The following is a 24,812-nucleotide window of genomic DNA, read 5'->3' as shown; positions in this document are numbered from 1 at the left end:
AATTTATTTCACTCCACTTTCTTCAGCACAATTTCCACTCGTCTGTTTTTCTTGCGCCCGGACTGGGTCTGGTTATCTGCGATGGGGTCTGCGGCGCCTTTGCCGATGATGGTGAAGCGGTCGGGTGAAAGGGCTTTCTTTTTTGATAGATAGTTAAATACCGTGTGGGCGCGGGCCTCGGAGAGTGCCCGGTTGTTCGCGAATTTACGATTTGCGATTGGCCGGTTGTCAGTATGTCCGATGATTCGGGCGGTGATGGCATCGTCGCGCAGCATATAATCCGCCACTTTCGTCAGTGCTTCCAGGCCGGAGGGTGTGATTTCCGCCTGTCCTGAATCAAAGATCAGCGCCTCGCTAAGGACAATGATTTCCTCGCCTTTTTGTTTGCCGGCTTTTACGATTACAGCATTCTCGGAAGATTTTTGGGCGACTTGAATTGTAATTTGGTCTTTGGCGCTGCGCCCGAACCAATCGCTCAGGACTGCGCGGACAGTGTTGCTGCCGGGATTGAGTGTCACGGTGGAACGGAAGGCGTTTTTTTGTATCTCGATTTCTGCCGGCATGTCGCCGGGTGTTACCTGGAGAGTGTCTACAAACCAGGTGTTGAATTTACCGCTGAAGGAACGCAAGCCTTCGGGATGTTTCGTGTTCGTGCGGTTGAGTGTGATGGCGGGTTTCTCGGTTGCGATGAGTATGGGCAGGACGGTGCTGTTTTTTTTGCCCTGCGGGTCGGTGGCGCGTACGCGCAGAAGATAAAAATTGTTTTTATCCGGCAATCCGGTGATGTTCCATTGGCCGGTAAAGTCCGCCCGGTTGGCTGGTGATGAAAGTGAAAGTGATTCTTTGAACCAGACTGTGGCAAGTGTCCGGTTGGAAAAATCCAGAACCAGCGTTTTGCGGGATGATTCGGAAGCGGTTCCGGAGAGTTTGAGGGTGCGTTTCGGGTCAAAACAGATACTGCGGTCAACTTGCAGCGCAAGCCGGGGTTTTTTCAGAGGTTGTACCAGGATGCCGAATTCGGTGCCGATATAGAGATCAGTTGTGGAAAGGGCAAAACAATTGATGCTGCTGGGACTGGGGAACGGTAGCGATCGCTCTTGGAATGTACCCATGGCCTGATTGACTTTGAGCAGACGATTAAATGTCCCGAACCAGGCATTTTCACCATTGGTGATGGCAGCATGGATGAATTCATTGCGGTCCTTTTGCGGGAAAATTTTGGTCAATTGGCGCTGCTGCCAGTCGTACTGATACAGTCCTTTGCCATGGGTGCCTAAATAAAGTGTGGTACCGTAAACCGATAGTGCGGTGATAAAGGCTCCGGTTTCCAGCGGTATTGCCGTGATCCATTGTTTGAGTACCGTAGCATAGACATACAGTGAGGTATTTTCTGTGCTGACAAAAACCAGGGAACCGGAAAAAGCAATGTGGTGTACCATGCCGGCGGTTTCTGGCAGCGCCAACGGCTGCCACTGGATTCGGGTTTCTGAAGAGGTGAAAAGTCCCTGTCGTGTTCCCAACCAGAGGGTTTTGCCGGGAGACTGTTTTAAGCAGGTGATCTGGTCCGGGGTTACATGGGGAGGTAATGTCAGCGGTGCCAGCGAGCGCTTGGCTGCGTCTGCGCGAAAAATACCCTGATTGCAGGCAATGAGGGCCTTGTTGTGCTGCGGTATAATTGCAATCACTTTTCCCAGCGTTTGTCCGGAAAAGGAGGTAAAGGATTTTGCTTGCAGCGTTTTGACCGCCAGCCCCTGGTTGCTTCCGGCCCAGACCCGTCCTTCCTGAACAGCCAGTGCGCTGATCATGGGATGGGGCAGACCCTCGGCGGCAGTATAGTGCTGTTGACCGGCACTTGCCGGCGGCAGTGTGATGAAGAGGATCGTGGCATAGGAAAGCAGGATGCCTAATTTTTGTTTCATGGCGAAGTCTCCCAACCGAGCTTTTTGATAAACTGTTTTTTATTTTGAGCCCGCTTGATGTTTTTTATCAGAATGGAATTGGCCGGGTTCAGGTGAAGGGCTTTTTTCCAGAGCTGGAGTGCTGCATCCAGGTTGTCGTCCCGATAATACAAAATTCCTTGTGCCTCATAAGTTATCAGCAGGTTTTTTTTGACATCTGATTCCGGATCAAGCGCATAGACTTTTTCCCAGGCAGTGATGGCAATCACATAGTTTTTTCGGGAGAATGCCTGCTCGGCTTTTTGTTGTCCTGCCAGAATATGTGTTTGGAAAAAATCAGCGGTTTTTTTCAACTGATGTTTTGCCGGTATGAAATTCGGCGAGATTTTTAGAAGTGTTTTCCATAGAAGCATGGCAGCCTGATAGTGACGCTGCGATTTGAGTTTCAATGCGTGCTGATGTGACCATTCCGGGATGCGCGCTTTGGCTTTGAGCAAAACAGAATTTTTGGGTGAAGTTGTCAGTGTCCGCTTGGCGATCGCCAGTGCATCCCGGGGTTTGCCTTGCAGGCTGAGTTTTTTTATTTTAGCGGCAATTTGATTGAAGAAACGGTTTTTGTTCCGGCGGTTCCGCTGCATGACAGTGTTTACCTGCTCCTGCATTGCCAGTGCCGGTGGATGGCGCGGGATGATTTTTAATGCATGGGAAACAGCGGAAAGTGTATTGTTCCAGGCTTGGCGGTTGAACCAGGTGCGTGCTGTGCTTACCTGGCGGTCTGCCGCGTTTTTTTGTTTTTGGATACCGGTTCGGACACGGAAGTGATTGGGATCTTTTTTGGCAAGCACTTGCCAAAGTTCCCAGGATTCTAAAAAATGCTCGTTGGCAAAGGCCTGTTCCGCCCGGTCGGCCTGTTGGTTGATCCAGTCTGTCTGTAAAGTTTCGAATTCCCGGACATATTTTTTTGCAAAAGGGTCATCCGGATTTTTTTGCAAGGCGGTTTTCCAAGCTTGCCTGGCCTCGGTCAGTTTTCCTTGTTTAAAATAATCAATACCCTGTTGGGCGTGGGTAGACGGGATGACTTTAACGGGGATCCATGTATACCGGACCGTGATAAGGTGTTTGGCAGCCAGCGTGCCGCTTAAAAAAGTATAGTCAAATGTGTAAGGGCGCAGCTGGATACCGAAACCTGCCGAGAGGTTGGCAGTGTCATGTAAAAAACGGTAACCTGCGCGGAGGTTGATGAAATCGCGGTATTGCACCTCGATACCGGTCAGGATCAATGGTTTTTCTTCCAGTGGTTGGGCATAGTCTGCCAGCGCCAGATAGGAAAAATCAGGTGTCAGGCTGCCATGCCAGGCGGCACCACAGACAATGCTGGTGGGAAGCGCCTCGGATTCAAGATCATAGGTGATACGCGATCCGAAATTTTTTAGGGTGACACCCAGACCCAACCGGGACGCGAACAAAGCCGTCATCATGCCAATATCACCCACAACCGCCTGGCCGGTGTAGTCGCCGACCAGTGTGGAGTGGAAATATTTTGCCGTGACACCCAGGTGGAGCGGGAAGGGTATTCCCAGGGAAGGGTCCAGCGTGGTTGCGTAGGTGGTTGAAACGATAAAATCAAGTTCTGCGATAGGATCATTCTCAGTATCCGGCAGGTCCAGTATGCCTGCATTGAGGCTGAAAATACTCAGGCCGAGAACACCGGCTTGCATAAAAGGCATGGCCACGATCATGCTTCCGGAATTGACATCCTCTAATTCGTTGCGGAAAGAAGCAGCCAGCTCCAGGGTGGTGAGTGTCATGAGTCCGGCAGGATTGTGAAAAACAGCGGCAGATCCATTGGCATCGGCGCTTGCAGCGGAACCGAGTGCATTGGTCCGGGCATCGGGTGATACATCCAGGAGCTGCCCGGTCAGGGAAAAACCTGGAAGCGGGAGCAGCAAGAGAAGCAACAGTAAAAGGAAAGGACTCCGGCTTGTGCTGGAGAATATCCGCATTGAATTATTTAGTAACTGTGAAAAGAGCATAGGCAGAGCAGAAAAGGATTACCGCGTAATCACAATTTTTTCCTTTGTTTTCGTTGCAGGGGTTTCAAATAAAATCCAATAGGTGCCTGAACCCACCCCCGTGATATTCCAGGTCAGACGGTGCGTGCCGGCCGGGTAGTCGCGGTTGGCCAAAGCAGCGAGCTGTTTGCCGTTTAAATTATAGATTCGGATGCGTACATGTCCCGCTTTTTCAAGATGCACAGTGAATTCCGGCATCTCACCGCGTGAGGCACGGACGATTTTATTGGTAATGCTCAGGCCGGATGCCGGCAGGGTCGTCTCAGTTGGCAGCGGTGTGAGGGTTGCGGCCGGTGTTGGTGTCGGGGTGGCAGTGCCTATGTTCACCTTGGCAAATTCAACAACATACGGTACAGCGAGGCCTTCGGTCCAGGCAAGACCGATCTGGTCGTTGACCACATGCTCAGAACTGGTGATGGCACCTTGCAAAGAAGTGGTACTGCTTTTCACAACCGTTTCATCACCCCAGGTATTTGCGATCCAGTGCCGCATAAAAAGCTGCTGCATATTTTTATCATAGAAAAGCCATAAAGCAAGGCCGTCGGTGGAGAGCGAGAGGCGGGTATGGGTGTCGATTCCCGTGATGTTTGAAGATGGGGTGGTCCATGTTCCCCCGACACTGCTGCTGCGGATTTTATGTACAATTAATCCGTTATTTGTAATGTAGACCAAGTGACTCCGGCCATCGTCGGTTTTGACTGCTGAAACTTGCCGGCAATACGGTTGGCTTCCAACCAGGTTTAGATCATCGGCAACCAGTTCAGCGCTGCCCCAGGTATTGGTTGCGTCAGTATAGGGCATGCTGCGGATTTGGTGTTCGCTGACATCATCCAAAGCGATCATCACTAAATTTTCATTGGGGTCATCAGCTGTTCCCAGGGGCAGCGCAAAGGGAAAAAAAGAGTTAACCTGTGTGATATAGCCTGATTTGTATTGATCAGACCAGATCGTCTCGCCGGCATTGCCTGCAAAGAGGTAAATCCGCGGATCGTAACGCCAAAAGACCCGTACCAAGCCGCCGGCAGTCAGGGAGAGGTTGGTCTCGTTATTGCTTCCATGGGTGCCGACCGATTCGGTGCGGGTTTCATCCTTGGCAACAACGCCGGCAGCGTTGATCTGATATTTTTCAAAATAGGCCATCGAGGAGGTTGCACCGGCCAAGTAGAGTGTCCGCCCGGAAAAAAGCGCACCCCAATCACTCGGTACCGGGTCGGGCGTGGTGAAGAGGTGGTTGTCACTATTGCCTGTGTTTACTTCCGTCCAGGAGGAACCGTCGCTGCTTACGGCCAGCACCGGTGAAACACCGTTATGAAATGTGATCCAGTATTGATTGGCAGCGATATGGACATAGCGCCGTGAGGCTGAACTAAAGGCATCTTGGGTATTGGTTGTGCCGACGCCGGTACCGGCCGCTTCAACAGCGGTCAGGCCGGCAAGGAGCAGGCTAATCATCAGGGGAATAAAGACACGGTAGTTATGTGTATTCGGCATGGTAAGTCCTCCGGGAAAAGGGTAAAACCGATTGAACCCGCCGGATCAATCAAGTTTCCTTACATATTAAATATAGCATAGATAGTATCGGGTTGGGCTGCTTAAATCATGAGTTTTCCCCGGGGAAATACAGCTTGACGCTTTTAAAAAACGGGCCTATAATTTCGCCGCTTGGTACTTTGTTTGTTGGAGCAATGCATGAATCAGGAAATCCGCGTAGAACCTCAAGGGCTTTCAGCCAAACTGAAGGAAATCATCAATCAGCTGGACCTGGACGATTCCACAAAAACATCTTTGTTGAGTATGACACCCCGCGCCATTTTGGTGAGTCCCAAACCGGCAATGATTACAATTGAATTTAATGCCGCTCAGCGGTTGAATAAAGATGCGGTGGATCAACTGCGCTGTGAATTGGTGAAGTGTATGTCCCCGGCGGAATCTCCCCAAATGATTCTGGATGTACACTACACTCCGAAAATCATCAATCCCCAAGACTATTTTAATGAACACTGGAATGATTTGATCAGTGTTTTTTCGCGTCAGGTCAACATGGCGGGCGCGTACCTATCATTGGTGCGTTTTTCCAACGGGAGCGAGAACAAGGTCAGGATTGCCGTGCCCAATGAGATGACCCTGATTGCACTCAAGCGTCAGACAGGGGACAAAATTCTCGGCCGGCTGCTGACAGAACGATTGCAGTGTGAGGTGGCTGTGCGTTTTGAGATCGGCGAGTTCGGCGAAGAAGTTAAGCTGCGTGAAGCCCTGTACGAGAAGCGTATTCGCGAGGAATTGGAGCGTGTCCAGGCTGAAGCCGGAGATGAAATGCAAAGTGATGCCGGCGCCAAGGGTGATCCTGCCAAACGCGCGACATGGCGCGTGGTGTATGGCCGCAAGATTGCCGCCCAGCCCATTCCAATTGCCGGGATCAAGGAAGAAGAACCTCACGCGGTATTTGAAGGTGAGCTTATTACCTTTGAATGCAAAACACTGCGTACCGGGCGTCAATTGATTTTGATGGATGTGTATGATAAAACCGGCAGCATGAATACCCGGTTGTTTGTGGATGCCGGCAAGCAGTTGGCGCCGGAGATCAAGGCGGGTGCCTATGTGCGGCTGCGCGGTTCTGTACAGAATGATAAATATTCCCAGGATTTGTGTTTGTTTGTGAAGGATATTGCGATTGGCAAAAAGCCGCAGCGTGTAGACGAGGCTGAGGTCAAACGGGTGGAATTGCACGCCCACACGCAAATGAGCGCCATGGATGCTATGGTGGGTGTTTCTCAGATGATCAAGCGGGCGGCGGATTTTGGACACAAGGCGATTGCGATCACAGATCACGGGGTGGTGCAGGCGTTTCCTGAAGCCATGTCTGCCGGCGCTAAATATGGTATCAAGATAATCTACGGCATGGAAGGGTATCTGATCGAGGATGCCTGGCTTGAGCAGGTGGGCAAGCGCAAGCCGCCGCGGCCGTATCATATTAGTATTCTTATTTCCGAACCCCAAGGTGTGCGCAACCTTTATCGTATGATTTCCGAGGCTCATTTAAAATATTTTTACCGCCATCCGCGTATCCCGCGTTCGGTTTTGTTTAATAGTCGCGATGGATTGCTCTTGGGATCAGCCTGCGAACAAGGTGAAGTATTTCGTAAACTGCTGGAAAATGTTCCGGCAGAGGAGCTGGAAGCCACTGCCAAAAAATATGATTATTTAGAAATCATGCCCCGGGGAAACAATGCTTTTTTGATCCGCAACAACAAGGTGGCGGATGAAGCGGCATTGCTTGAATTGAACCGAAAAATTTATCAGCTCGGGAAAAAATTAAATATCCCGGTGGTGGCAACCGGGGATATACACTTTCTCGAACCCGGCGATGAAGTTTTTCGTTCCATCCTCCAGTCTGGGATGGGATATGACGATGCAACCTTGCAAGCACCACTCTTTTTTAAATCAACCGATGAGATGCTGGAGGAGTTTGCGTATCTTGGTTCGGCAGAGGCATTTGAAACCGTGGTGGGGAATCCAGTATTGATTGCCGAACAGGTCCAGGATATCAAGCCGCTCAAACAGAATTTTTATCCGCCTAAATTACCCGATGCCGAGAAGGAGCTCAAGACGATTGCTTTTGAACAGGCCCGGGAACGTTACGGCGACCCGCTGCCGGAAATGGTTGCCAAACGGCTGGCGCGGGAGATCAAGGCAATCAATGACAATCATTTTGCTTCGTTGTTCCTCATTGCGAGGAAGTTGGTTCTGCGTTCCATCAAAGACGGCTATTTGGTGGGCTCGCGCGGTTCGGTAGGGTCATCGCTGACTGCCACGATGCTGGGGATTACAGAAGTGAATCCGTTGCCCGGTCATTACCTTTGTTCCAAGTGCCGCCATTTTGAGCAGGGAGAAAAAAACCGGATTGGCGCTGACCTGGAGGAAAAGGAATGTCCCGAGTGCGGAACGGTGATGGAAAAAGACGGTTTCGATATTCCTTTTGAGGTCTTCATGGGTTTTAAAGGGAACAAACTGCCGGATATTGATTTGAATTTTTCCGGAGAGTACCAGTCGATTGCGCATAAGTCGCTGGAAGAAATTTTTGATAAGGACCATATTTTTCGTGCCGGGACGATTTCTACGGTGGCGGACAGGATTGCATATGGATTTGTTAAAAAATATCTGGAAGAGCACCAATTAGTGATTCGTGAAGCTGAGGTCAACCGGCTGACACGCGGGTGTGCCGGGGTGAAAAAGACCACGGGCCAGCATCCGGGTGGCATTATGATTGTTCCGGCGGATATGGAGATTTATGATTTTACACCTGTGCAGCGCCCGGCGGATGACCGTAAATCAGAGATTACCACAACCCATTTGGATTACCATGCCATTCATGACGCATTGCTTAAACTCGATATTCTCGGGCATGACGATCCGACCTCTTTGCGCCGGTTGGGTGATTTGACCGGTGTGGATGTGCGTTCCATACCCCTGGATGATTTGGACACCCTGAAAATTTTTTCGAGTTTGGAATCCTTGAACGTGACAGCGGATCAGATTGGAACCCCGATAGGGAGTTTGGGGATTCCCGAATTCGGGACCGAATTTGTTCGTCAGATGCTGGAAGCCACCAAACCTACGGTTTTTTCCGAACTGGTGCGTATCTCAGGACTTTCCCATGGGACGGATGTCTGGCTCAACAATGCCGCGGACTTGATTAAGGAGAAAACAGCCACACTTTCCACGGTTATTTCAGCGCGGGATGATATTATGAATTATTTAATCAGCAAGGGCGTGGAGCCGGCACTTGCTTTTCAGATTATGGAATCTGTTCGCAAAGGCAAAGGGGTCGCAGCTGATCAGGAAATAAGCATGCAGGCGAACAGCGTTCCCAAATGGTATGTTGACTCTTGTAAGAAAATAAAATATATGTTTCCCAAAGCCCATGCGGTAGCGTATTGCATTATGGCTTTTCGCATCGCTTATTTTAAAGTGCACTTTCCGGCCGCATTTTATACCAATTATTTTTCTTTGAATGCCGATTTTTTTGATGCTGAGCTGGTAGTACACGGTGGCGCCAAGAAGGTGGCTGAGACCATTAAAGAATTAAAAGCCCTGGAGAGCATGACGGCCAAGGAGAAAAATAATCTGACGGTGCTCGAAGTGGTACGGGAAGCGTATGCCCGGGGGATTACTTTTCAACCGATCTCGCTTTCCGAGTCGGATCCGCAGCGTTTTCAATTGCGCCCGCAGCAGACGCTGTTACCACCCTTGATTTCTTTGGCAGGACTGGGTCTGACCTGTGCACTGCGTATTGCCGAGGAACGGGAACTTCGTCCCTTTCGTTCTATTGAAGAATTGGGCAAACGGACCGGTGCCAACAAAAATGTAGTTGAGATCATGACCCAACACGGCTGCCTGGAAGTACTGCCCAAGACCGACCAGACCACACTATTCTAAAAATTATTCTTTCACACACTCAACCATCGGCAAGCGCATGACTTTCCCTATATCCATCACACGAACCTGTTGGTTTAAATTGTGAGATTTGATTTCTTTGAGAAACCATTGGAGCGGTTCGCCCGGAGGTTCATCCGTTAAGTCAAAGGTTCCGTAATGCATGGGAATGCAGATTTTTGCCTCGAGATCCAGAAATGCCTGCACTGCTTCGGCAGGATTCATATGATTGTCTTGCATCACGAAAGCGGGATCATAGGCTGCGATCGGCAAGAGGGCATAATCGATTTTAGGGAAGAGCGCACGGATTTCTTTGAAGTGGGTATCATAACCCGTGTCACCTGCAAAGTAGAGGGTGATATCCTGATAGCGGATGATATAGCTGCCCCATAAAAACCGGTTCAGATCATTTGGGCCGCGCCGGTTCCAATGCCTGGCTGGAAGGAAATAAATTTCCACATCTCCGTCGGTCTCAAACTGTTGGTACCAACCGGCTTCCTGGATATGGATACGGGGATTCATTTTTTTTACCAGTCGTCCAACGCGTAAGGGCAGCAAGGCCAGGGTGTTTTTTCCAGGCAGTGCTTGCAGGGTCGCTTTATCCAAATGATCGTAGTGGACATGGGATACCAGGAGATAGTCAGCCTGGATTTGGCCGGCTTCCATAGGAGCATCAACATAGCGCTTATAAAATGGTGAGGTGGACAAGCATGGATCGATTAAAATTGTTTTGCCGCCCAATTGGAGTAAAAACGAGGCATGTCCCAACCAGAGAAGATAGTTTTGGTCACTGGCAGGGAGTGGTCCCGGTTTAAGGACCTGGAGACGGAAAGTGTCTGTTTTTTTTGCTTGGCCTCTGGGATTTTTGGATAACTTCCACTTCAAAATTGGCAGAAACGATTTACCTACATTCGAAGTATAGGGTCCGTGGAAACGTTTTCGGGAAATCGGATTGCCTTGATAACCGTTTTTGATGGTTTTAAGTTTCGGATTGTTCAAAAAAGTTGCCTCCTGGGCTGAAGCGTGACTATAGGTGGAAAAGAAAGGGGTGCATACAATTAAAAATAGCGGGATATGAAAAATGACAGTAATTTTTTTTTCATTTTTTGCAGAGGTCGTACCGAAAGTTTTTGGGAATGATGGCCCGGTATGCTGAGGCGGCATCATCGATGATTTCAAATATTATGTTAAAATTAGGGGGTGTGGTTTTTAAGATCAAAGGGTCACTCCTTGGAAAACGTTGGTTTTAGAAAACAATTGTTTTTAGGGAACAATCCGTATTTCCGGCTCAAGGCGAACATGGTGTTTTTCCCAGACTTTTTGTTCAATCAACTGCATGAGCGCGACAACATCCTGTGTCTTGCCATTGCCCAGATTCACAATAAAATTGGCATGCTCTTCGTAGACTTTGACATTGCCGATACGGTGGCCTTTGAGACCGCACAACTCGATGAGTTGACCGGAGGGAATGCCGGCGGCATAGTCATTTTTGAACACGCATCCGGCTGAGGGATATGCGAACTGACCTTTGGTTTTTCGGTCCTGACGTATCCGGTCGATTTCGCGGGAAATGGTTTGGGTCTCACCTGGTGCCATATCCAGGACGGTTTCGACAATGATGTGCCGGTTTTTTTGAAAAATTGATTGTTTGTAATCAAATCCGCATTGCGATTTGGAAAAAACATGCCAGGTTCCATCAGGGGCGAGTGATTTGACTTCTGAGACGATGTTGGAAAAACAGGCGTCATAACATTTGGCATTCATATAAATACCGCCGCCGAGAGAGCCGGGTAAGTCCGTGGCCCATTCAAATCCGGTAAGATTGTTTTTTAAGGTATAATCCGTGAATGCGGCATTACTCAGCCCGGCGCCCAGCCGGATGCGGGTTGGGTCCAAGGGTTCAATGTTCGTCAGATTTGCAGTGCTGATAACTACGCCGGGAAATCCCTCGTCGCGGAAAAGCAGATTGGCACCGCCGCCGATGAGCAAGTGAAGGACACGCGCCTCCAGGCAGAGTTGCAGTGTTGCCTGAAGCGCCCGGGGATCACGGGGTTTACAAAAATACTGTGCTTTGCCGCCCAGTTGGAAGGAACATTCCCGGGACATAGGATGGTCCTTATGAACGTCAGCATGTGATGTGCGAAGCAATTTTGCCGGGAATGTGTCTGAAGAGTTCATCATGTGAGTATCTCCTATAAAAATCAATATAATCCTCTCATAAAACACCGAATTTTAAAAAAGAAATTATAGAGAGTCGATTTTGAAAAATACGCACAGGTCCCAAGTGTATGAAGATACAAAAATCACGCTATTGCCTGGTCAAGCTATTGCGCACGTATGCCGCCAAAGGACAGTATTTAAGACGGGGATGTGTATGGCATCGATGCTGATAATGAAACCGGACGTGGAAAATCCCGGCATCCGAATCCCAGCATCCGACATTCGCCGGACAAGTTGTGCCGGACAATGCCTGGCAGCGTACTTGCTCAATGGTTTGACCAGGATTCATCGGGAAAGGATTTCCAATTTGATTTTTTCAGGATCGACTAGAATACTATTTTTCGCTTGACTTGATATTCAAACAGTCCTATTCTATGAGCTTTAGAAAACCACTTTGCCAAAAAGAGTGGGGGTTTTATGCCCACTCTTTTTATTTTATACTGTGTTTTTTTCATTGCAGGGCGGTTAGACAGCTTACCGGCAGTGGGACCAGTTTGAAAATAGTGAGGGACTGTAGCATGAATGTACAATTAATAGACGTTATCCGGCAGATCGAACGGGCCAGAAAAATTGACCGTTCAGTGCTGATCGAAGCAATCGAATCGGCATTGATATCGGTTTCCCGGAAAAATCATGGAACAGCGCAGGATATCCGGGTCGTGTTTGATAACACGACCGGCGATCTGATGGCGCACCTTAAAAAGCAGGTGGTTTTAGAGGTTCAGGAAGCGTGGAACGAAATTTCCTTGGAAGACGCCCATAAAGTGAAATCAGACGCGGTTGAGGGCGATGTTATCGAGATTACGATGCATCCTTCGGATTTTGGACGTATTGCCGCCCAGACCGCCAAACAGGTTATGTTGCAGCGGGTCCGGGAAGCGGAACGTAATGCCATTTATGAAGATTTTAAAAAACGCCAAGGTGAACTGATTAATGGTTCGGTACTGCGGCAGGAACATAAAAATATTATTATTGATCTGGGAGATACGGAAGCTGTGCTGCCCGCACGCGAGCAGGTACCGCGTGAAATTTATAAAAATGGGGACCGGATAAAAAGTTTTATTGTGGATGTCCGTAGAACCAGCCGCTCACCCCAGGTGGTGGTTTCCCGCTCGCATCCAACCATGATCCGTAAACTTTTTGAGATGGAAGTTCCTGAAGTTGCGGATGGCGTGGTTGAGATCAAGGCGATTTCACGGGAGCCTGGCGCCAGGTCCAAAGTTGCAGTTTGTTCCAAGGATAAAAATGTTGATCCTGTCGGAGCTTGTGTGGGTGTTAAAGGATCGCGCATCCAGTCTATTGTCCGCGAAATTCATGGTGAAAAAATTGACGTAATCCTTTATTCCGAAAATATAGAGACATTGCTTAATTCCGCGTTGCAGCCGGCAAAAATTGCAGCAGTGGAGCTTTGTCCGGAGAAAAGTTGTGCCACGGTTATTGTAAATGATGATCAATTGGCCTTGGCAATCGGGAAAAGCGGTCAGAATGTTCGTCTGGCATCTAAATTGGCGGGCTGGAAAATTGATGTGATGAGTTCTTCGAAAAATCAGGAAGCAATGCGGAAAAAGGCTGAAGAGGCATTTTTGGCCACGGCACCGGCATTGGAAAAAGTTCCGGGGATTACCGGGGCAATGGCCAAACGCCTTAAAGAGGCCGGTTATGAAACGGTGGTGCAGTTCCGGGAGGTTACGGCCCAACAATTGACGGAAATTCCGGGGATTGGTTTGAAAACTGCTGAGAAAATTATGGAAAGTCTTTCCAACTATTTACCCAAAGTCAGCGAGGTCAAAGAAGAACAAACTGCAGCTGATCTTTTTTCGCGAATTGAAGGTGAGAGTACCGTCCAATCTCAATCGGAACCCAAAAAAGAGATTGCGGTAGGCGATTTATTTGCAGGGTTGGACAGTGCCGCGAAGACTGCTGATGAGGATAAAAATGCAGAGGCTGGTTCTGCCGAGGCGGAAGAAGGTGATGAAGAATGAGTCAAAAAGTACGCGTATTTGAATTGGCCAAGGAACTGAAATTAACCTCCAAGGAATTATTGGGTGAATTAACGGCGATGCGCATTGAGGTTAAAAGTCATATGAGCGTTTTGGAGGATGAGACGGTTGCGTATATCAAACGGCATTGGGGTGAAGATGAGATTGTCGATGATGCCATTGTACCGGGAATGAAGATAGAGGAAAAAAAAGACGCGCTTGAATTCAAAACGGATAACAGTCAGTCCGGACCCGGTGAGCAGGTTGTGGTGGCGGAAGAACCGGAACCGGAACCTGAGCCGGAACCTGAGCCGGAACCTGAGCCGGAACCTGAGCCGGAACCCGAGCCGGAACCTGAGCCGGAACCCGAGCCGGAACCTGAGCCGGAACCTGAGAAAATAGAGAAAGAATTAACACCGATTAAGGTACCCAGTGGTGCGACAGTATCGGATGTTGCCAACCGGTTGCAGTCACGACCGGCCGAAATCATTAAAAAGCTTATGGGGCTGGGGGTTTTTGCAACCATCAACCAGCGCTTGGATGAAGATACAATCGAAATTTTGCTGTCTGAATTCGGTCATTCTCCGGAATACGAGGAACTTTATGGAGAAGAGTTGCTTTCCGAGCAGGAAGACGTTGATCGTCCTGAGGACCTTCAATCCCGTCCGCCGGTGGTTACCATTATGGGGCATGTCAATCATGGGAAAACATCACTGCTGGATGCAATTCGGGAAACCAATGTTATGGATGGTGAGGCCGGGGGCATCACACAGCATATCGGTGCTTATCAGGTAAAACTGCCCAAAGGTTATGTGACATTTTTGGACACACCGGGTCACGAAGCGTTTACCACCATGCGTGCGCGCGGTGCACAGATAACCGACGTGGTGGTCTTGGTGGTTGCGGCAGATGATGGTATTCAACCGCAGACGATTGAGGCAATTGATCATGCCAAGGCGGCCGAGGTCCCGATTATTGTCGCGATAAACAAGATGGACAAACCGGGAGTCGATCCGGATCGGATTAAGCAGGAACTGACCAAATACGATTTATTACCGGAAGAATGGGGCGGCAAAACCATCTGTATAGAAATTTCAGCCAAGAAAAAAATGGGGTTGGAAAAATTACTTGATATGCTTTTGCTGGAAGCGGAGATGCTCGAATTAAAGGCCAATCGCACGACCCTTGCCAAGGGGACGGTGATTGAGGCAAAACTTGATCGTGGCCGCGGTGTGGTTTCGACCGTGTTGGTTCAGCGCGGCACATTGAATGTCGGTGATTCGATTGTAACCGGCGTCCAATATGGCAAGGTTCGTGCGCTTATGAATGAACGGGGCAAGCAGATAAAGGGTGCCGGCCCCAGCATGCCGGCAGAGATTCTTGGGTTGGGCGGCGTCCCTGAGGCCGGGGATGTTTTTCAGGTGATCGCGAGTGACAAGACGGCGCGCCAGATTGCCATGAAGCGTCAGATGATCAAACGTGAGCAGGATATCAGCCGCGCCCAGAAAGTCACGTTGGATAATTTAAATGAACGGATTGCCGATGGCTCAATCAAAGAACTAAAGATTATTATTAAAGCGGATGTTCAGGGATCGGCAGAGGTTTTGAAAAATTCCATGGAAGGGCTTTCAACCGAAAAGGTTAAATTGACCTGTATTCATTGTGCTGTGGGAAACCTTTCCGAGAGCGATGTGATGCTGGCAGCTGCCAGCAACGCCATCGTACTGGGTTTTCATATTAAACCTGAAAGCGGCGTTGAACAGATTGCCAAACGCGAAGCAGTGGATGTTCTTATTTATTCGGTTATTTATGAGATGGTCGAAGATGTCAAGTCGGCCATGGAAGGGCTTTTGGAACCCCATTTTCATGAGATCGAGATCGGCAAGGCTGAAGTGAAAACGCCGATTAAACTTTCTTCCGGATTGTTCATTGCCGGTTCACAGGTGCTGAACGGAAAAATTATCCGCAACTCGGTTGGGAAAGTTGTCCGGGGCGGCCAGATCGTGCACGAAGGCAAAATTGACTCCTTGCGCCGGTTTAAAGACGATGTTAAAGAAGTGACTACCGGTCAGGAATGCGGTATTACTGTGAGCGGCTACAAGACGTACGAAACCGGAGATATTATTGAAGCGTTTAGGCTGGAGGAAGTGGCACAGAAACTGTAAAAATCCGGAAGTCCATGGGAAGGGTTTTTAAAAGAAAGTATTGCGCTATGCCGTTTTAAAATGTGATGACTGGAGATCGGCGGTATCACAAAGCAAGGGAACAAGATGGTGGGAAAACAATTATGAAAGCAAAACGAACAGACCGATTAGCATCCCAAGTTATTCGCGAAATTTCCGATATTATCCGACGCAAACTTTCCGATCCGCGATTAGAGTGGGTGACCATCACCCGGGTGGACGTTTCTCCGGATATGCGGGACACAAAAATATTTATCCGAACCTTGGACAGTGGTGAAAAACAAGAATCAACATTTGAGGCATTGCGGCATGCCAGCGGTTTTATCAAACGCGAACTGGGAAACCGGCTGAAATGGCGGGTTGTTCCCAACTTGAGTTTTTTTAGGGATGAGCAGGCTGAACAGACGGAAAATGTTTTACGAATTATCACCGAGTTGAACCAAGGAGGAAAGACACCCGATGGTGGAACAGAAGCTGGAACGTGATTCGGCCTATGAGCAGGAATTTGAAAAAGCGGTTGAGATTATTGGTGCTTGTCAGGATTTTGTTTTAACCACCCATCTTAATCCGGATGGCGACGGCCTGGGTTCTGAATCAGCACTTTTAATGGCATTGACCGGCATGGGGAAAAAAGTGACTGTCGTCAATGTCCATCCGACACCGGAATTGTATCATTACCTCCCGGAACGGGAACAATTCCAGGTGACATCGCAACATACCCAACATCATGAAGTGGCGATTTTTTTAGAGTGTCCGGATGAAAAACGGTCGGGTGGTGTGATTGCGGTGCCAAGTGGTGCGGATCATATTATCAATATTGATCACCATGTTTTCAATTCGCGTTATGGGACTGTCAATCTGATTGACCCGACGGCAGCTGCGGCCGGGGAACAAGTCTGGGACCTGATTTGTGCATTGAATTGCAGTCGTAATCAGCGTATGGCCATTGGACTCTATACCGCCATCGCGACCGATACCGGTCATTTTAAGTATGCAGGTGTCACGCAGCAAACCCATCGGATTATCGGGGAATTAATCGCGCTGGGAGTTCAACCCGGCTACATGAATGAGCAACTCTATGAGCGTGTTCCCGCTCCCAGTCTTTCATTGCTGGCCCGCGGCCTTTGCGGTGTAAAGTACAACGCTAAAAAAAATGTAGGCTGGTTTTCCATTACCCAGGATATGCTCAAAGAAACCGGGACGAATGCCAACCAGACTGAGAATTTTGTGAACTATGTTCGGGCAGTGGATGGCGTTGAGGTGGCGGTTTTTTTTATGGAAACCAAGGAAGGCAAGGTGAAGCTGTCTTTTCGTTCGCGGGGTGCTGTGGATGTTTCCACGATTGCGCTTACGTTTGGCGGCGGCGGTCATCAGCGCGCAGCCGGGGCGCTTATGCCCGGTCCATTGGAAAGTGCAGAGCATAAGGTGATTGCTGAAGTCGAGGCCCGTGTCAACGGACAACGGTAATCGCATGCCGGATGGGTTTCTTCCGGTCATTAAACCGGCCGGGCCCAGTTCGGCGACGATTGTTAACTGCGTAAAACGGCTGACCCGCGCGCAACGTGTCGGTCACTCCGGGACGCTTGATCCGGCGGCAGAAGGTGTTTTGGTTCTGGCATTTCATCGGGCGACCCGGCTCTTTCCCTATCTTTTGTCTGATAAAGCCTATCGTGCAACCGTACGTCTTGGTGAGATCACATCGACCTATGATGCCCGGGGCGAGGTGGAAAAAACCTTTCCCATACCGAATTTACATCCAGCAGCGATTGTAAGCGTTTTGGAAGCATTTCAAGGCGACCAACAGCAAATTCCACCCATGGTTTCAGCACTGCATCACAAGGGGAAAAGACTTTATGAGCTTGCACGGCGCGGCGAAGTCGTGGTGCGGGAACCGCGTTCGATTGTTATTCATTGGATTCATTTGCTCGATTATCATGCGCCGGATATCAGCATTGAAGTCGGTTGCTCGCGGGGAACGTATATCCGTTCACTGGCATTTGATATCGGTCAACGCCTGGGTTGTGGTGCGCATTTGCATGCTTTAACCCGGATTTTGTGCAACGGTTTTTCAATCGAGCAGGCCATGTCTTTGGAACAGCTGGAAGCAGCGGTTCAACAGACAACATGGCGCGACCGGTTGATCGCACCGGAAAAGGTGCTGGGGCATCTGACACCCTGGACGGTTGCCGGGCAGGTACAGCAGGCGGTCCAGCACGGGTCGGCCATCGCGCTCCCGGATAACCTGGAACCGGGTGACCAGGAAATTGTTCGTCTTCAGGACGTGTCCGGCCGGATTTTGGCACTGGCACAAAAAAAAATGGGACAACTGAAAATGATCAAAGTTTTACATCCCGCCAATGAGGAAAACAAATGAGGCGCCATACGCGGTTGAAGTCCCAACCCGGAAAGGGGCGGGTGTTGACCCTGGGGGTTTTTGATGGTGTGCACATCGGCCATGCCGTCATTTTCAAGACGCTTATACAAAAAGCGCGACAGTTGGGTGTGCCGGCTGCGGTGATGACATTTTATGAACATCCCCACAAAACCTTGGCACCGGATAAACGTCCGCCGCGACTGGCCAATCAGGAGCAATGTCTTGCCCGTATGCGTACGCTGGGAATCGATGAAGTTTTTTTGGTGCGTTTTTCCCGGACATTTGCGGCTATTTTAGCAGAAGATTTTATCCGACGTATTCTGGTAAAGTGGTTAAAAGTACGGCATGTTGTGATTGGCAAGGATTTTATTTTTGGCAGGCATGGTCACGGTAATGCAGCACTTCTGAAAAAAATGGGAAAAGCCCTGGGATTTGGTGTGACGGAGGTCAATCCAATACGACGCAGGCAAGGGGTGGTAAGTTCAAGTGCACTACGCCGGATGGTCGCGGCAGGTGAGATGGAAAAAGCCCGGATGCTGCTTGGCTGGCCGTATACATTACACGGCAAGGTGGTTCATGGCGATGGCCGCGGCAGTAAGATTGGGCTGCCAACTGCCAATATCAAGACATTGCACGAAATTGTTCCGCAACCCGGAACCTATGCGGTTGTGGTCCGTCTTGGCGGAATTACCCGGCCGGGTTTATGTCATATCGGGAAACGACCGACATTTCATAAGTGGGGTCCGCAAACCATTGAAGTCCATATTCCCGGGTGGCGGGGAAAATTATACGGACGGTATATGGCGGTTGAATTTTTAGCCCGGCTGCGCGGGGAACAGATTTTTGTATGTGCCGGGGCATTGCTTAAACAAGTTGAAAAGGATTGGGCGCGCGCACAGAAGCTGTGGACAAAACACCGGGTTGGCAATACAATAATGCAGTAAACGCAAGCCGGAGAGTATATAGTGTAGTGTCTCGGAAATGATGGAGCGTTTGTCATTGCGAGCGAAGCGAAGCCCCGCCCGGATGGGGGATCGTATGGGACTTTCGTTGGTCGCAATCTTGGTTTTTCAAGCACTTTGAGTTCAACCCAGATTGCTTCGTCGCAAAAATCGCTCCTCGCAATGATTTTTATAAAGTACCAACAGCATGAGACACTACAATAGTTATTTTGAGTGAGGATACTATGAAAAACAAAGTGACGATTACGCAAACAACAAAGGGTACTGTCCGTCTGGTAACGTTCAATGGTTTTTTGGATATGACCGAGGTTGGCGGGCTGGAAAAAATTTTGGATCAATTAATCCAGGAAGGTCACACAAAGATCGTACTGGACATGACCAACTTGGATTATATTTCTTCAGCCGGTCTGGGTGCTATTATTGGACGGATCCGCGAAGTGCGCACACGCAAAGGGGACATCAAGGTGGGCGGCTGCTCCACCCGGGTTTTTGATATTTTAAAGGTATTTGGTTTTACTGATGTTTTTGATGTTCTGGAAACAGCTTCCGAAGCGATGAAAAAATTTAAAGGGACATGATGGCGGAAATAGTTGCGCAGGAGTTCGAGAAAAAGCGCGGGGTTGGCCTGAAAATAAAATTTTCTTTGGCGGTGATCCTGTTGATTTCGTTGGTGATGGGGGCCGTGACGGGTGTCGTGCGGTTTCAAGTCCGCGAGGCCCTGCTCAAACAGATGCGTGTCAAGGGGATGGCGTTGACGCGCGGCTTGGCCGGAAATGCAGCGGAAGCCCTGGCCACCGCCGATCAGTTGTTGCTGGCCGAACTGGTGGACAAAGTGATTAAGCAGGAAACCGGAATCAGCCATGCCGTGTTGGCGGATGACAAGGGAATGATTCTGGCACACAGTGATTTTAGACAGGAGTCCCGGCTCTACCGGATTCCCAAAACCGCCCGGGTTCAACCCATGCGGCAGGGTCGGATTTATCAGTATGCGCAAGCCGGATGTATCTGTCTGGATTTTGAAATGCCGATTGTTTTGGAAGGCAAGGATGCCTCGATGCGTAAGGTACTGGGGCAGGCGCATGTTGTCTACTTCTTAACCCCGATTCAAAAGACGGTCACCCGGACATTGCGGACCATTTTGTTGATTACAATTGCCGGTCTGGGTATGGGTGTTTTTTTTGCGGTTGTTTTTGTGGGCTGGATCATGCGCCCGGTAGAGGCATTGGCCAATGCGGTCAAACAGATCGGCTCGGGGGACCTGGATTTGAAGTTGACCACGCACAGCCGGGATGAATTGGGTCAACTTGCACTGGCGTTTAATCATATGGCTGCTGATTTGAAGCAGGCACAAAAAGAGCTGATCGATAAAGAACGGCTTCAGCATGAAATGGCGTTGGCCAAAGATATTCAAAAGTTGCTGGTTCCCAAATCCAATCCTGTGATTCCCGGATTTTCCATCGGGACGCTTTATCGGTCGGCGGAGGAAGTTAGTGGGGATTATTTCGATTTTATTGAGCTGGGAAAAAATAACTGGGGTCTTGCCATTGCCGATGTGTCCGGCAAAGGGGTGCCCGGCGGGTTGGTGATGGCCCAGCTGCGCGCGACATTGCGCAGTGTGGCCCAGGAGAGCTTTTCGCCGGGTAAAATTCTTGCGCGAACCAATCGGCAGTTATACTGCGATATGCGTCAGGATATGTTCATCACTATTTCTTATGCTGTGTTTGATCCGGAAAAAAAGACACTGGCATTGGCGCGGGGAGGTCATCCCGGAGCAATTGTCTATCGGGCGGAGAGTAAAACATTTAATGTTGAAATGCCGGCCGGGATTGCGATTGGCATTGCCGAACCTGATGTGTTTGAACAAATCATGCAAGAGAAAAAAATCAAATTGAATCCCGGTGATTTTGTTTTGTTGTTTACCGACGGGGTTGATGAAGCCGGCAATGCCGAGGATGTATTATTCGGTATGGAACGCATGCTGGGAATTTTAAGCGGCCTGGCTGTTGAAACAGCCGAATCGATTGTAAAGAAATTGGATGCTGCGGTAGATCGGTTTCGTGCCGGGGCGCCGCAAAACGATGATGTCACAATGATTGTGGTAAAAGCCGAGGAGGAATAACAAGCGTGAATAAAGTAGAGTTGGCAAGGCGGCTTTCCCGACGGTTTGGGTTTACCCAACGGGAAGCCAATGTAATTGTTGATCATATTGTCAATACACTGGCGGATGAATTGAGTCAGGGAAGCCGGATTGAACTACGCGGATTGGGAACGTTTGGCATCAAGCAGCGGAAACCAAGTTTAGGGCGTGTGGTAAAAACCGGACAGCCGGTTCCTGTTCCGGCATTGAAACGTGTTTTTTTTCGGCCCGGACGCGAATTAAAAGAAATCGCGGTCAACGCGTCGGACGTATGACAAAATCCGGTGTTTTACCGTCGGCGGAGCTGAATAGTCCTCAGCGCGAAGCAGTCGAACATGACGAAGGACCCCTGTTGGTATTGGCCGGTGCAGGATCGGGCAAGACCAGGGTTATCACCTATCGTATCGCTCATTTGATTTGTCAGCATAAAATCGCCCCGAGTGCTTTACTGGCGGTGACTTTTACCAATAAAGCCGCAGGCGAAATGCGTGGCCGGATTAAGAAAATTGTAGGTACTGAGATTGCCAAGCAAATTTGGATCGGAACGTTTCATGCACTGTGCTTGCGGATTCTTAAAAAAGAAATGACACATGCCTTCACGATTTATGACGGGGAAGAGAGCAAACGTCTGTTAAAAGAATGTCAGCGCGAATTGGGTATTGATGAAAAAATAATGAAGGTTGATCAATTGGCCTACCGGATTGAGAGTGCCAAACATGAATTGGTTGATGCGGATGAATTTGAAAAACTGGCAGTTGATTTCGGTTCGCGCCAGACAGCCAAAGTATACCGCCTCTATCAGAAAAAACTGGAAAAAAATCATGCATGTGATTTTGGCGATCTGATTATGCGGGTGGTAAAGATTTTTCAGGAAAATCCCGCCGTGCATGAAAAATATGCAGATCAATTCAAGTATATCCTGGTGGATGAATACCAAGACATTAATCATTGCCAGTACTTTTGGATTCGTCAGCTGGCCGGAGAGCAAGCCAACCTGACGGTTGTTGGGGATGATGATCAGAGCATTTATCAATTTCGCGGCGCGGATCTGCGCAACATCCTTGAGTTTGAGCGTGACTATCCCAAAGCGAAGGTGATTAAACTGGAACAGAATTACCGTTCCACCCAGACAATCCTGGCGGCTGCCGGGGCTGTGGTACGGAACAACAAGGGACGAAAAGACAAGACGCTTTGGACCGACAATCCGCAAGGGTTGCCATTGCAATATTTTCGTGGAGAAAATGAGGCTGAGGAAGCGTCGTTTGTCGTTCGGGAAATTTTGCAGGCGGTGTATAACCGTGCCGGGCGCAAGCTCACGGATTGTGTTGTTTTGTACCGCACCAATGCCCAGTCGCGTCCGCTTGAAGATGCGCTTCGTCGGGAACGCCTGCCCTATAGGATTGTGGGGGGGATGAAGTTTTATGACCGCATGGAGATTAAGGACATGCTCGCTTACCTTAAAATATTGGTGAATCCGGCAGATGAACTTTCTTTGGAAAGGATTGTGAACACACCTGCCCGCGGCCTGGGAGATCAAACCCTGGAGAAAGTGCGCGCGCTGGCTTTTGAAAGTAAAAGCACCCTTTTGGAAGCCATGGCCCTGATTGCGCAAGGGAATGGTGATTTTACCGACCGCGCACGCAAAGCCGTTGCGGAATTTTCTAAAATGATGGCAGGTTTGCAAGCGGAAGTCAGTCAGGTTGACTTGACGCGGTTTATGGCCAGGGTCGTTACCGAGACCGGGTATTTGGCGATGTGGCAAAATGCGCCGAATGACGAGGGTATCTCGCGGGTTGAAAATTTGAATGAATTAATCGAAGCGGCGGATGAATACTCGCGTACCGGGGACAGTTCGCTTCAGGGATTTTTAGATCAGATTGCTCTGGTTTCCAGCTGGGATGAGACGAATGAAGATAGCGAGCAGGTAACCCTGATGACATTGCATTCTGCCAAAGGACTGGAGTTTCCTTTGGTATTCATGGTGGGTATGGAAGAAGGGCTGTTTCCACATTCCAACGCATTGCAGGATGATAACGGGTTGGCAGAGGAACGGCGTCTGTGCTATGTGGGAATTACCCGTGCCCGGGAAAAATTGGTGATGACAGGGACGGCAACCCGCAGTTCCTTTGGAAATCGGATTTACAACTCCGAATCGCGGTTTTTACATGAAATTCCGTGTCACCTTTTTGTGGGTACAAAACCGTTGGCACATCAGAAGGCCGAGCACCAGGCGGATGGGCGCGGTTTGTGGCGGGATAAACACTATCAGGTTTCTGTCGATACTCAAAGCAGAGAACCTTTTCTTGAGGATGGGTGTGTAGCCGAAGATATCCCGGATGTTTTGACGGTCGGGAAACGTGTCCGGCACGCCAAATATGGACCGGGAACCATTGTTGGAAAAAAAGGGGACGGGGATGATATGAAGGTGGAAATTGCTTTTATACAATATGGCCGCAAGCAGATGCTGGTCCGTTTTGCGGCACTTGAACCGCTATAAAAGGATATCTCATGACAGTGGAATTTTTTGTTAAACAGAAGCCTCTGGAGGGGGTGGATGCCTATCTGATTGAAGTGCATGGCGCGATTGATATGTCGCGCGCCATGGAATTGGAAGAAATCGCACGGGGAGTTATTCATACCGGCAAAGAACGGTTGGTGTTTGATTTAAGCAATTTGGTCTATATCAATACCAAAGGGTTGGGTGTTTTATTGACGATTCAAAAGACACTGGATGCCGGAAATGGCCGTGTAATCGTGGTCGGTGCTTCCGGACGTGTAAAAAGCAGCATAGAAATTACTGGTCTCAATCGGATTATCCAGTTATACTCGCATCTGGAGGGGGCGTTGGAATCGCTGGACACAAAAATGCCCCGTTCCAAAGAGCATGAAATTTGATATGTATTGAAGAAAAGCATGATGACAATCTTGCTCTGTCTTCGGTTTGGATACGGGGAACTTGCTGCCAACTCTGTCATCAGGAGAGCGCAATAATGCCAAAAGAGCTTGTTTTTAAATTACCGAGCGCAGCTGAAAAATTATCGTTGGTCCGGAGAAAAATCAGACGATTTGCCGAGTCCTACCGTCTTTCTACTGAGGTTATTGATCATGTTGAGTTGGCGGTTGATGAGGCGGTTTCCAATGTTATTCAGCATGCCTATTCGCGAAAAAAGGACGGCATTATTCAGATTCGTGTCTGGAAGGAACCCAAAAAGATTATCATAGCCGTTCGCGATTATGGGAAAAATTACAAACCCACACCTGTTTCTGAAGCAACCATCAAACGAGTTATGAAAAAATTTTCCCGGGGCGGTATGGGCCGCTATATTATGCAGATCTGTATGGATAAGGTTGAGTATGTTTCGCGGCCCAAAGAATTTAATGAAACCGTGATGTGGAAAAAGACATCCCGTTAAACCGATTGTTCAATTAAGCTTTCAAAAGTGAGATGCGTCCGTATTATGGTATGCGGCGTTAATAGGGCCGGTGAATGCCGGGTTGAAGAACGATCCGCCAAGTAAATGTTGGTGGTTCTGGTTGCGCACCAACCGGTTGCG

Annotated in this window: 18 protein-coding genes; 13 read left to right on the top strand and 5 right to left on the bottom strand. The window is 49.2% G+C overall.

Annotation, left to right across the window (positions count from 1 at the left end; all coding sequences use genetic code 11):
* Nucleotides 1-8: 8 nt before the first annotated feature.
* The 3 genes from K8S19_05625 to K8S19_05615 all read right to left on the bottom strand — a co-directional run bounded on the left by K8S19_05625 (nucleotide 9) and on the right by K8S19_05615 (nucleotide 5,461).
* A complete protein-coding gene (locus K8S19_05625; protein MCD4813154.1) occupies nucleotides 9-1,919 on the bottom strand; it encodes an OmpA family protein in 1,911 nt (636 codons plus the stop codon).
* Nucleotides 1,916-3,847 carry a PorV/PorQ family protein gene (locus K8S19_05620; GenBank protein ID MCD4813153.1) on the bottom strand — a complete coding sequence of 644 codons (1,932 nt, stop codon included), beginning with the start codon at nucleotides 3,845-3,847 and terminating at the stop codon, nucleotides 1,916-1,918. Before K8S19_05620 ends, K8S19_05625 begins: the two co-directional genes overlap by 4 nt.
* Before the next feature lie 102 nt (nucleotides 3,848-3,949).
* The gene (locus K8S19_05615; GenBank protein ID MCD4813152.1) at nucleotides 3,950-5,461 is read right to left on the bottom strand and encodes a T9SS type A sorting domain-containing protein; all 1,512 of its coding nucleotides are present in this window, start codon (nucleotides 5,459-5,461) and stop codon (nucleotides 3,950-3,952) included.
* Nucleotides 5,462-5,659: 198 nt separating this feature from the next.
* On the opposite strand from K8S19_05615, the gene K8S19_05610 reads away from it, so the two are divergent.
* Nucleotides 5,660-9,406 (top strand): PolC-type DNA polymerase III, encoded by a 3,747-nt coding sequence (locus tag K8S19_05610; protein MCD4813151.1) that lies wholly within the window; start codon nucleotides 5,660-5,662, stop codon nucleotides 9,404-9,406.
* 3 nt (nucleotides 9,407-9,409) lie between these two features.
* On the opposite strand, the gene K8S19_05605 is transcribed toward K8S19_05610, so the two are convergent.
* Together K8S19_05605 and murB are read right to left on the bottom strand one after the other, a co-directional pair.
* Nucleotides 9,410-10,402, bottom strand: a complete 993-nt coding sequence (locus K8S19_05605) for an MBL fold metallo-hydrolase (protein ID MCD4813150.1) — start codon at nucleotides 10,400-10,402, stop codon at nucleotides 9,410-9,412.
* Nucleotides 10,403-10,666: 264 nt separating this feature from the next.
* Nucleotides 10,667-11,584 (bottom strand): UDP-N-acetylmuramate dehydrogenase, encoded by a 918-nt coding sequence (gene murB, locus K8S19_05600; protein MCD4813149.1) that lies wholly within the window; start codon nucleotides 11,582-11,584, stop codon nucleotides 10,667-10,669.
* Nucleotides 11,585-12,141: 557 nt separating this feature from the next.
* Here murB and nusA point away from each other — a divergent pair.
* The 12 genes from nusA to K8S19_05540 all read left to right on the top strand — a co-directional run bounded on the left by nusA (nucleotide 12,142) and on the right by K8S19_05540 (nucleotide 24,671).
* Nucleotides 12,142-13,605 (top strand): transcription termination factor NusA, encoded by a 1,464-nt coding sequence (gene nusA / locus K8S19_05595; protein ID MCD4813148.1) that lies wholly within the window; start codon nucleotides 12,142-12,144, stop codon nucleotides 13,603-13,605.
* On the top strand, nucleotides 13,602-15,767 hold the full coding sequence (gene infB / locus K8S19_05590; GenBank protein ID MCD4813147.1) for a translation initiation factor IF-2: 2,166 nt from the start codon (nucleotides 13,602-13,604) through the stop codon (nucleotides 15,765-15,767). Before nusA ends, infB begins: the two co-directional genes overlap by 4 nt.
* A gap of 122 nt (nucleotides 15,768-15,889) precedes the next feature.
* On the top strand, nucleotides 15,890-16,270 hold the full coding sequence (gene rbfA / locus K8S19_05585) for a 30S ribosome-binding factor RbfA (protein ID MCD4813146.1): 381 nt from the start codon (nucleotides 15,890-15,892) through the stop codon (nucleotides 16,268-16,270).
* Entirely contained in the window at nucleotides 16,245-17,252 is a 1,008-nt protein-coding gene (locus K8S19_05580) for a bifunctional oligoribonuclease/PAP phosphatase NrnA (protein ID MCD4813145.1), read from the top strand. The genes rbfA and K8S19_05580 overlap by 26 nt, the downstream gene beginning before the upstream one ends.
* On the top strand, nucleotides 17,233-18,159 hold the full coding sequence (gene truB / locus K8S19_05575; GenBank protein ID MCD4813144.1) for a tRNA pseudouridine(55) synthase TruB: 927 nt from the start codon (nucleotides 17,233-17,235) through the stop codon (nucleotides 18,157-18,159). The genes K8S19_05580 and truB overlap by 20 nt, the downstream gene beginning before the upstream one ends.
* Nucleotides 18,156-19,103, top strand: a complete 948-nt coding sequence (gene ribF, locus K8S19_05570; GenBank protein ID MCD4813143.1) for a riboflavin biosynthesis protein RibF — start codon at nucleotides 18,156-18,158, stop codon at nucleotides 19,101-19,103. The genes truB and ribF overlap by 4 nt, the downstream gene beginning before the upstream one ends.
* A 242-nt stretch (nucleotides 19,104-19,345) precedes the next feature.
* The gene (locus tag K8S19_05565) at nucleotides 19,346-19,699 is read left to right on the top strand and encodes an STAS domain-containing protein (protein MCD4813142.1); all 354 of its coding nucleotides are present in this window, start codon (nucleotides 19,346-19,348) and stop codon (nucleotides 19,697-19,699) included.
* A complete protein-coding gene (locus tag K8S19_05560) occupies nucleotides 19,696-21,240 on the top strand; it encodes a SpoIIE family protein phosphatase (GenBank protein ID MCD4813141.1) in 1,545 nt (514 codons plus the stop codon). The genes K8S19_05565 and K8S19_05560 overlap by 4 nt, the downstream gene beginning before the upstream one ends.
* Nucleotides 21,241-21,245: 5 nt before the next feature.
* Nucleotides 21,246-21,533 carry an integration host factor subunit beta gene (locus K8S19_05555; GenBank protein MCD4813140.1) on the top strand — a complete coding sequence of 96 codons (288 nt, stop codon included), beginning with the start codon at nucleotides 21,246-21,248 and terminating at the stop codon, nucleotides 21,531-21,533.
* Nucleotides 21,530-23,755: a UvrD-helicase domain-containing protein gene (locus tag K8S19_05550; protein ID MCD4813139.1), complete on the top strand. Its 2,226-nt coding sequence runs from the start codon at nucleotides 21,530-21,532 to the stop codon at nucleotides 23,753-23,755. Before K8S19_05555 ends, K8S19_05550 begins: the two co-directional genes overlap by 4 nt.
* An 11-nt stretch (nucleotides 23,756-23,766) precedes the next feature.
* Nucleotides 23,767-24,153: an STAS domain-containing protein gene (locus K8S19_05545; GenBank protein MCD4813138.1), complete on the top strand. Its 387-nt coding sequence runs from the start codon at nucleotides 23,767-23,769 to the stop codon at nucleotides 24,151-24,153.
* A gap of 95 nt (nucleotides 24,154-24,248) precedes the next feature.
* Complete coding sequence (locus tag K8S19_05540) at nucleotides 24,249-24,671, top strand: ATP-binding protein (GenBank protein ID MCD4813137.1); 423 nt, start codon at nucleotides 24,249-24,251, stop codon at nucleotides 24,669-24,671.
* The last annotated feature ends 141 nt before the right edge of the window (nucleotides 24,672-24,812 follow it).

The sequence above is a fragment of the bacterium genome, from assembly GCA_021108215.1.
Taxonomy (GTDB): Bacteria; Oederibacteriota; JAAXVQ01; order JAAXVQ01; family JAUVAV01; genus JAIORK01.
This window is presented reverse-complemented; position numbering and strand designations above follow the sequence as displayed.

What these genes read in the sequence shown, in the direction of transcription:
- K8S19_05625 (MCD4813154.1), bottom strand. Translation starts at nt 1,919, where the DNA reads ATGAAACAAAAATTAGGCATCCTGCTTTCCTATGCCACGATCCTCTTC.
- K8S19_05615 (MCD4813152.1), bottom strand. Translation starts at nt 5,461, where the DNA reads ATGCCGAATACACATAACTACCGTGTCTTTATTCCCCTGATGATTAGC.
- K8S19_05610 (MCD4813151.1), top strand. Translation starts at nt 5,660, where the DNA reads ATGAATCAGGAAATCCGCGTAGAACCTCAAGGGCTTTCAGCCAAACTG.
- murB (MCD4813149.1), bottom strand. Translation starts at nt 11,584, where the DNA reads ATGATGAACTCTTCAGACACATTCCCGGCAAAATTGCTTCGCACATCA.
- nusA (MCD4813148.1), top strand. Translation starts at nt 12,142, where the DNA reads ATGAATGTACAATTAATAGACGTTATCCGGCAGATCGAACGGGCCAGA.
- infB (MCD4813147.1), top strand. Translation starts at nt 13,602, where the DNA reads ATGAGTCAAAAAGTACGCGTATTTGAATTGGCCAAGGAACTGAAATTA.
- rbfA (MCD4813146.1), top strand. Translation starts at nt 15,890, where the DNA reads ATGAAAGCAAAACGAACAGACCGATTAGCATCCCAAGTTATTCGCGAA.
- K8S19_05580 (MCD4813145.1), top strand. Translation starts at nt 16,245, where the DNA reads ATGGTGGAACAGAAGCTGGAACGTGATTCGGCCTATGAGCAGGAATTT.
- ribF (MCD4813143.1), top strand. Translation starts at nt 18,156, where the DNA reads ATGAGGCGCCATACGCGGTTGAAGTCCCAACCCGGAAAGGGGCGGGTG.
- K8S19_05565 (MCD4813142.1), top strand. Translation starts at nt 19,346, where the DNA reads ATGAAAAACAAAGTGACGATTACGCAAACAACAAAGGGTACTGTCCGT.
- K8S19_05560 (MCD4813141.1), top strand. Translation starts at nt 19,696, where the DNA reads ATGATGGCGGAAATAGTTGCGCAGGAGTTCGAGAAAAAGCGCGGGGTT.
- K8S19_05550 (MCD4813139.1), top strand. Translation starts at nt 21,530, where the DNA reads ATGACAAAATCCGGTGTTTTACCGTCGGCGGAGCTGAATAGTCCTCAG.
- K8S19_05545 (MCD4813138.1), top strand. Translation starts at nt 23,767, where the DNA reads ATGACAGTGGAATTTTTTGTTAAACAGAAGCCTCTGGAGGGGGTGGAT.
- K8S19_05540 (MCD4813137.1), top strand. Translation starts at nt 24,249, where the DNA reads ATGCCAAAAGAGCTTGTTTTTAAATTACCGAGCGCAGCTGAAAAATTA.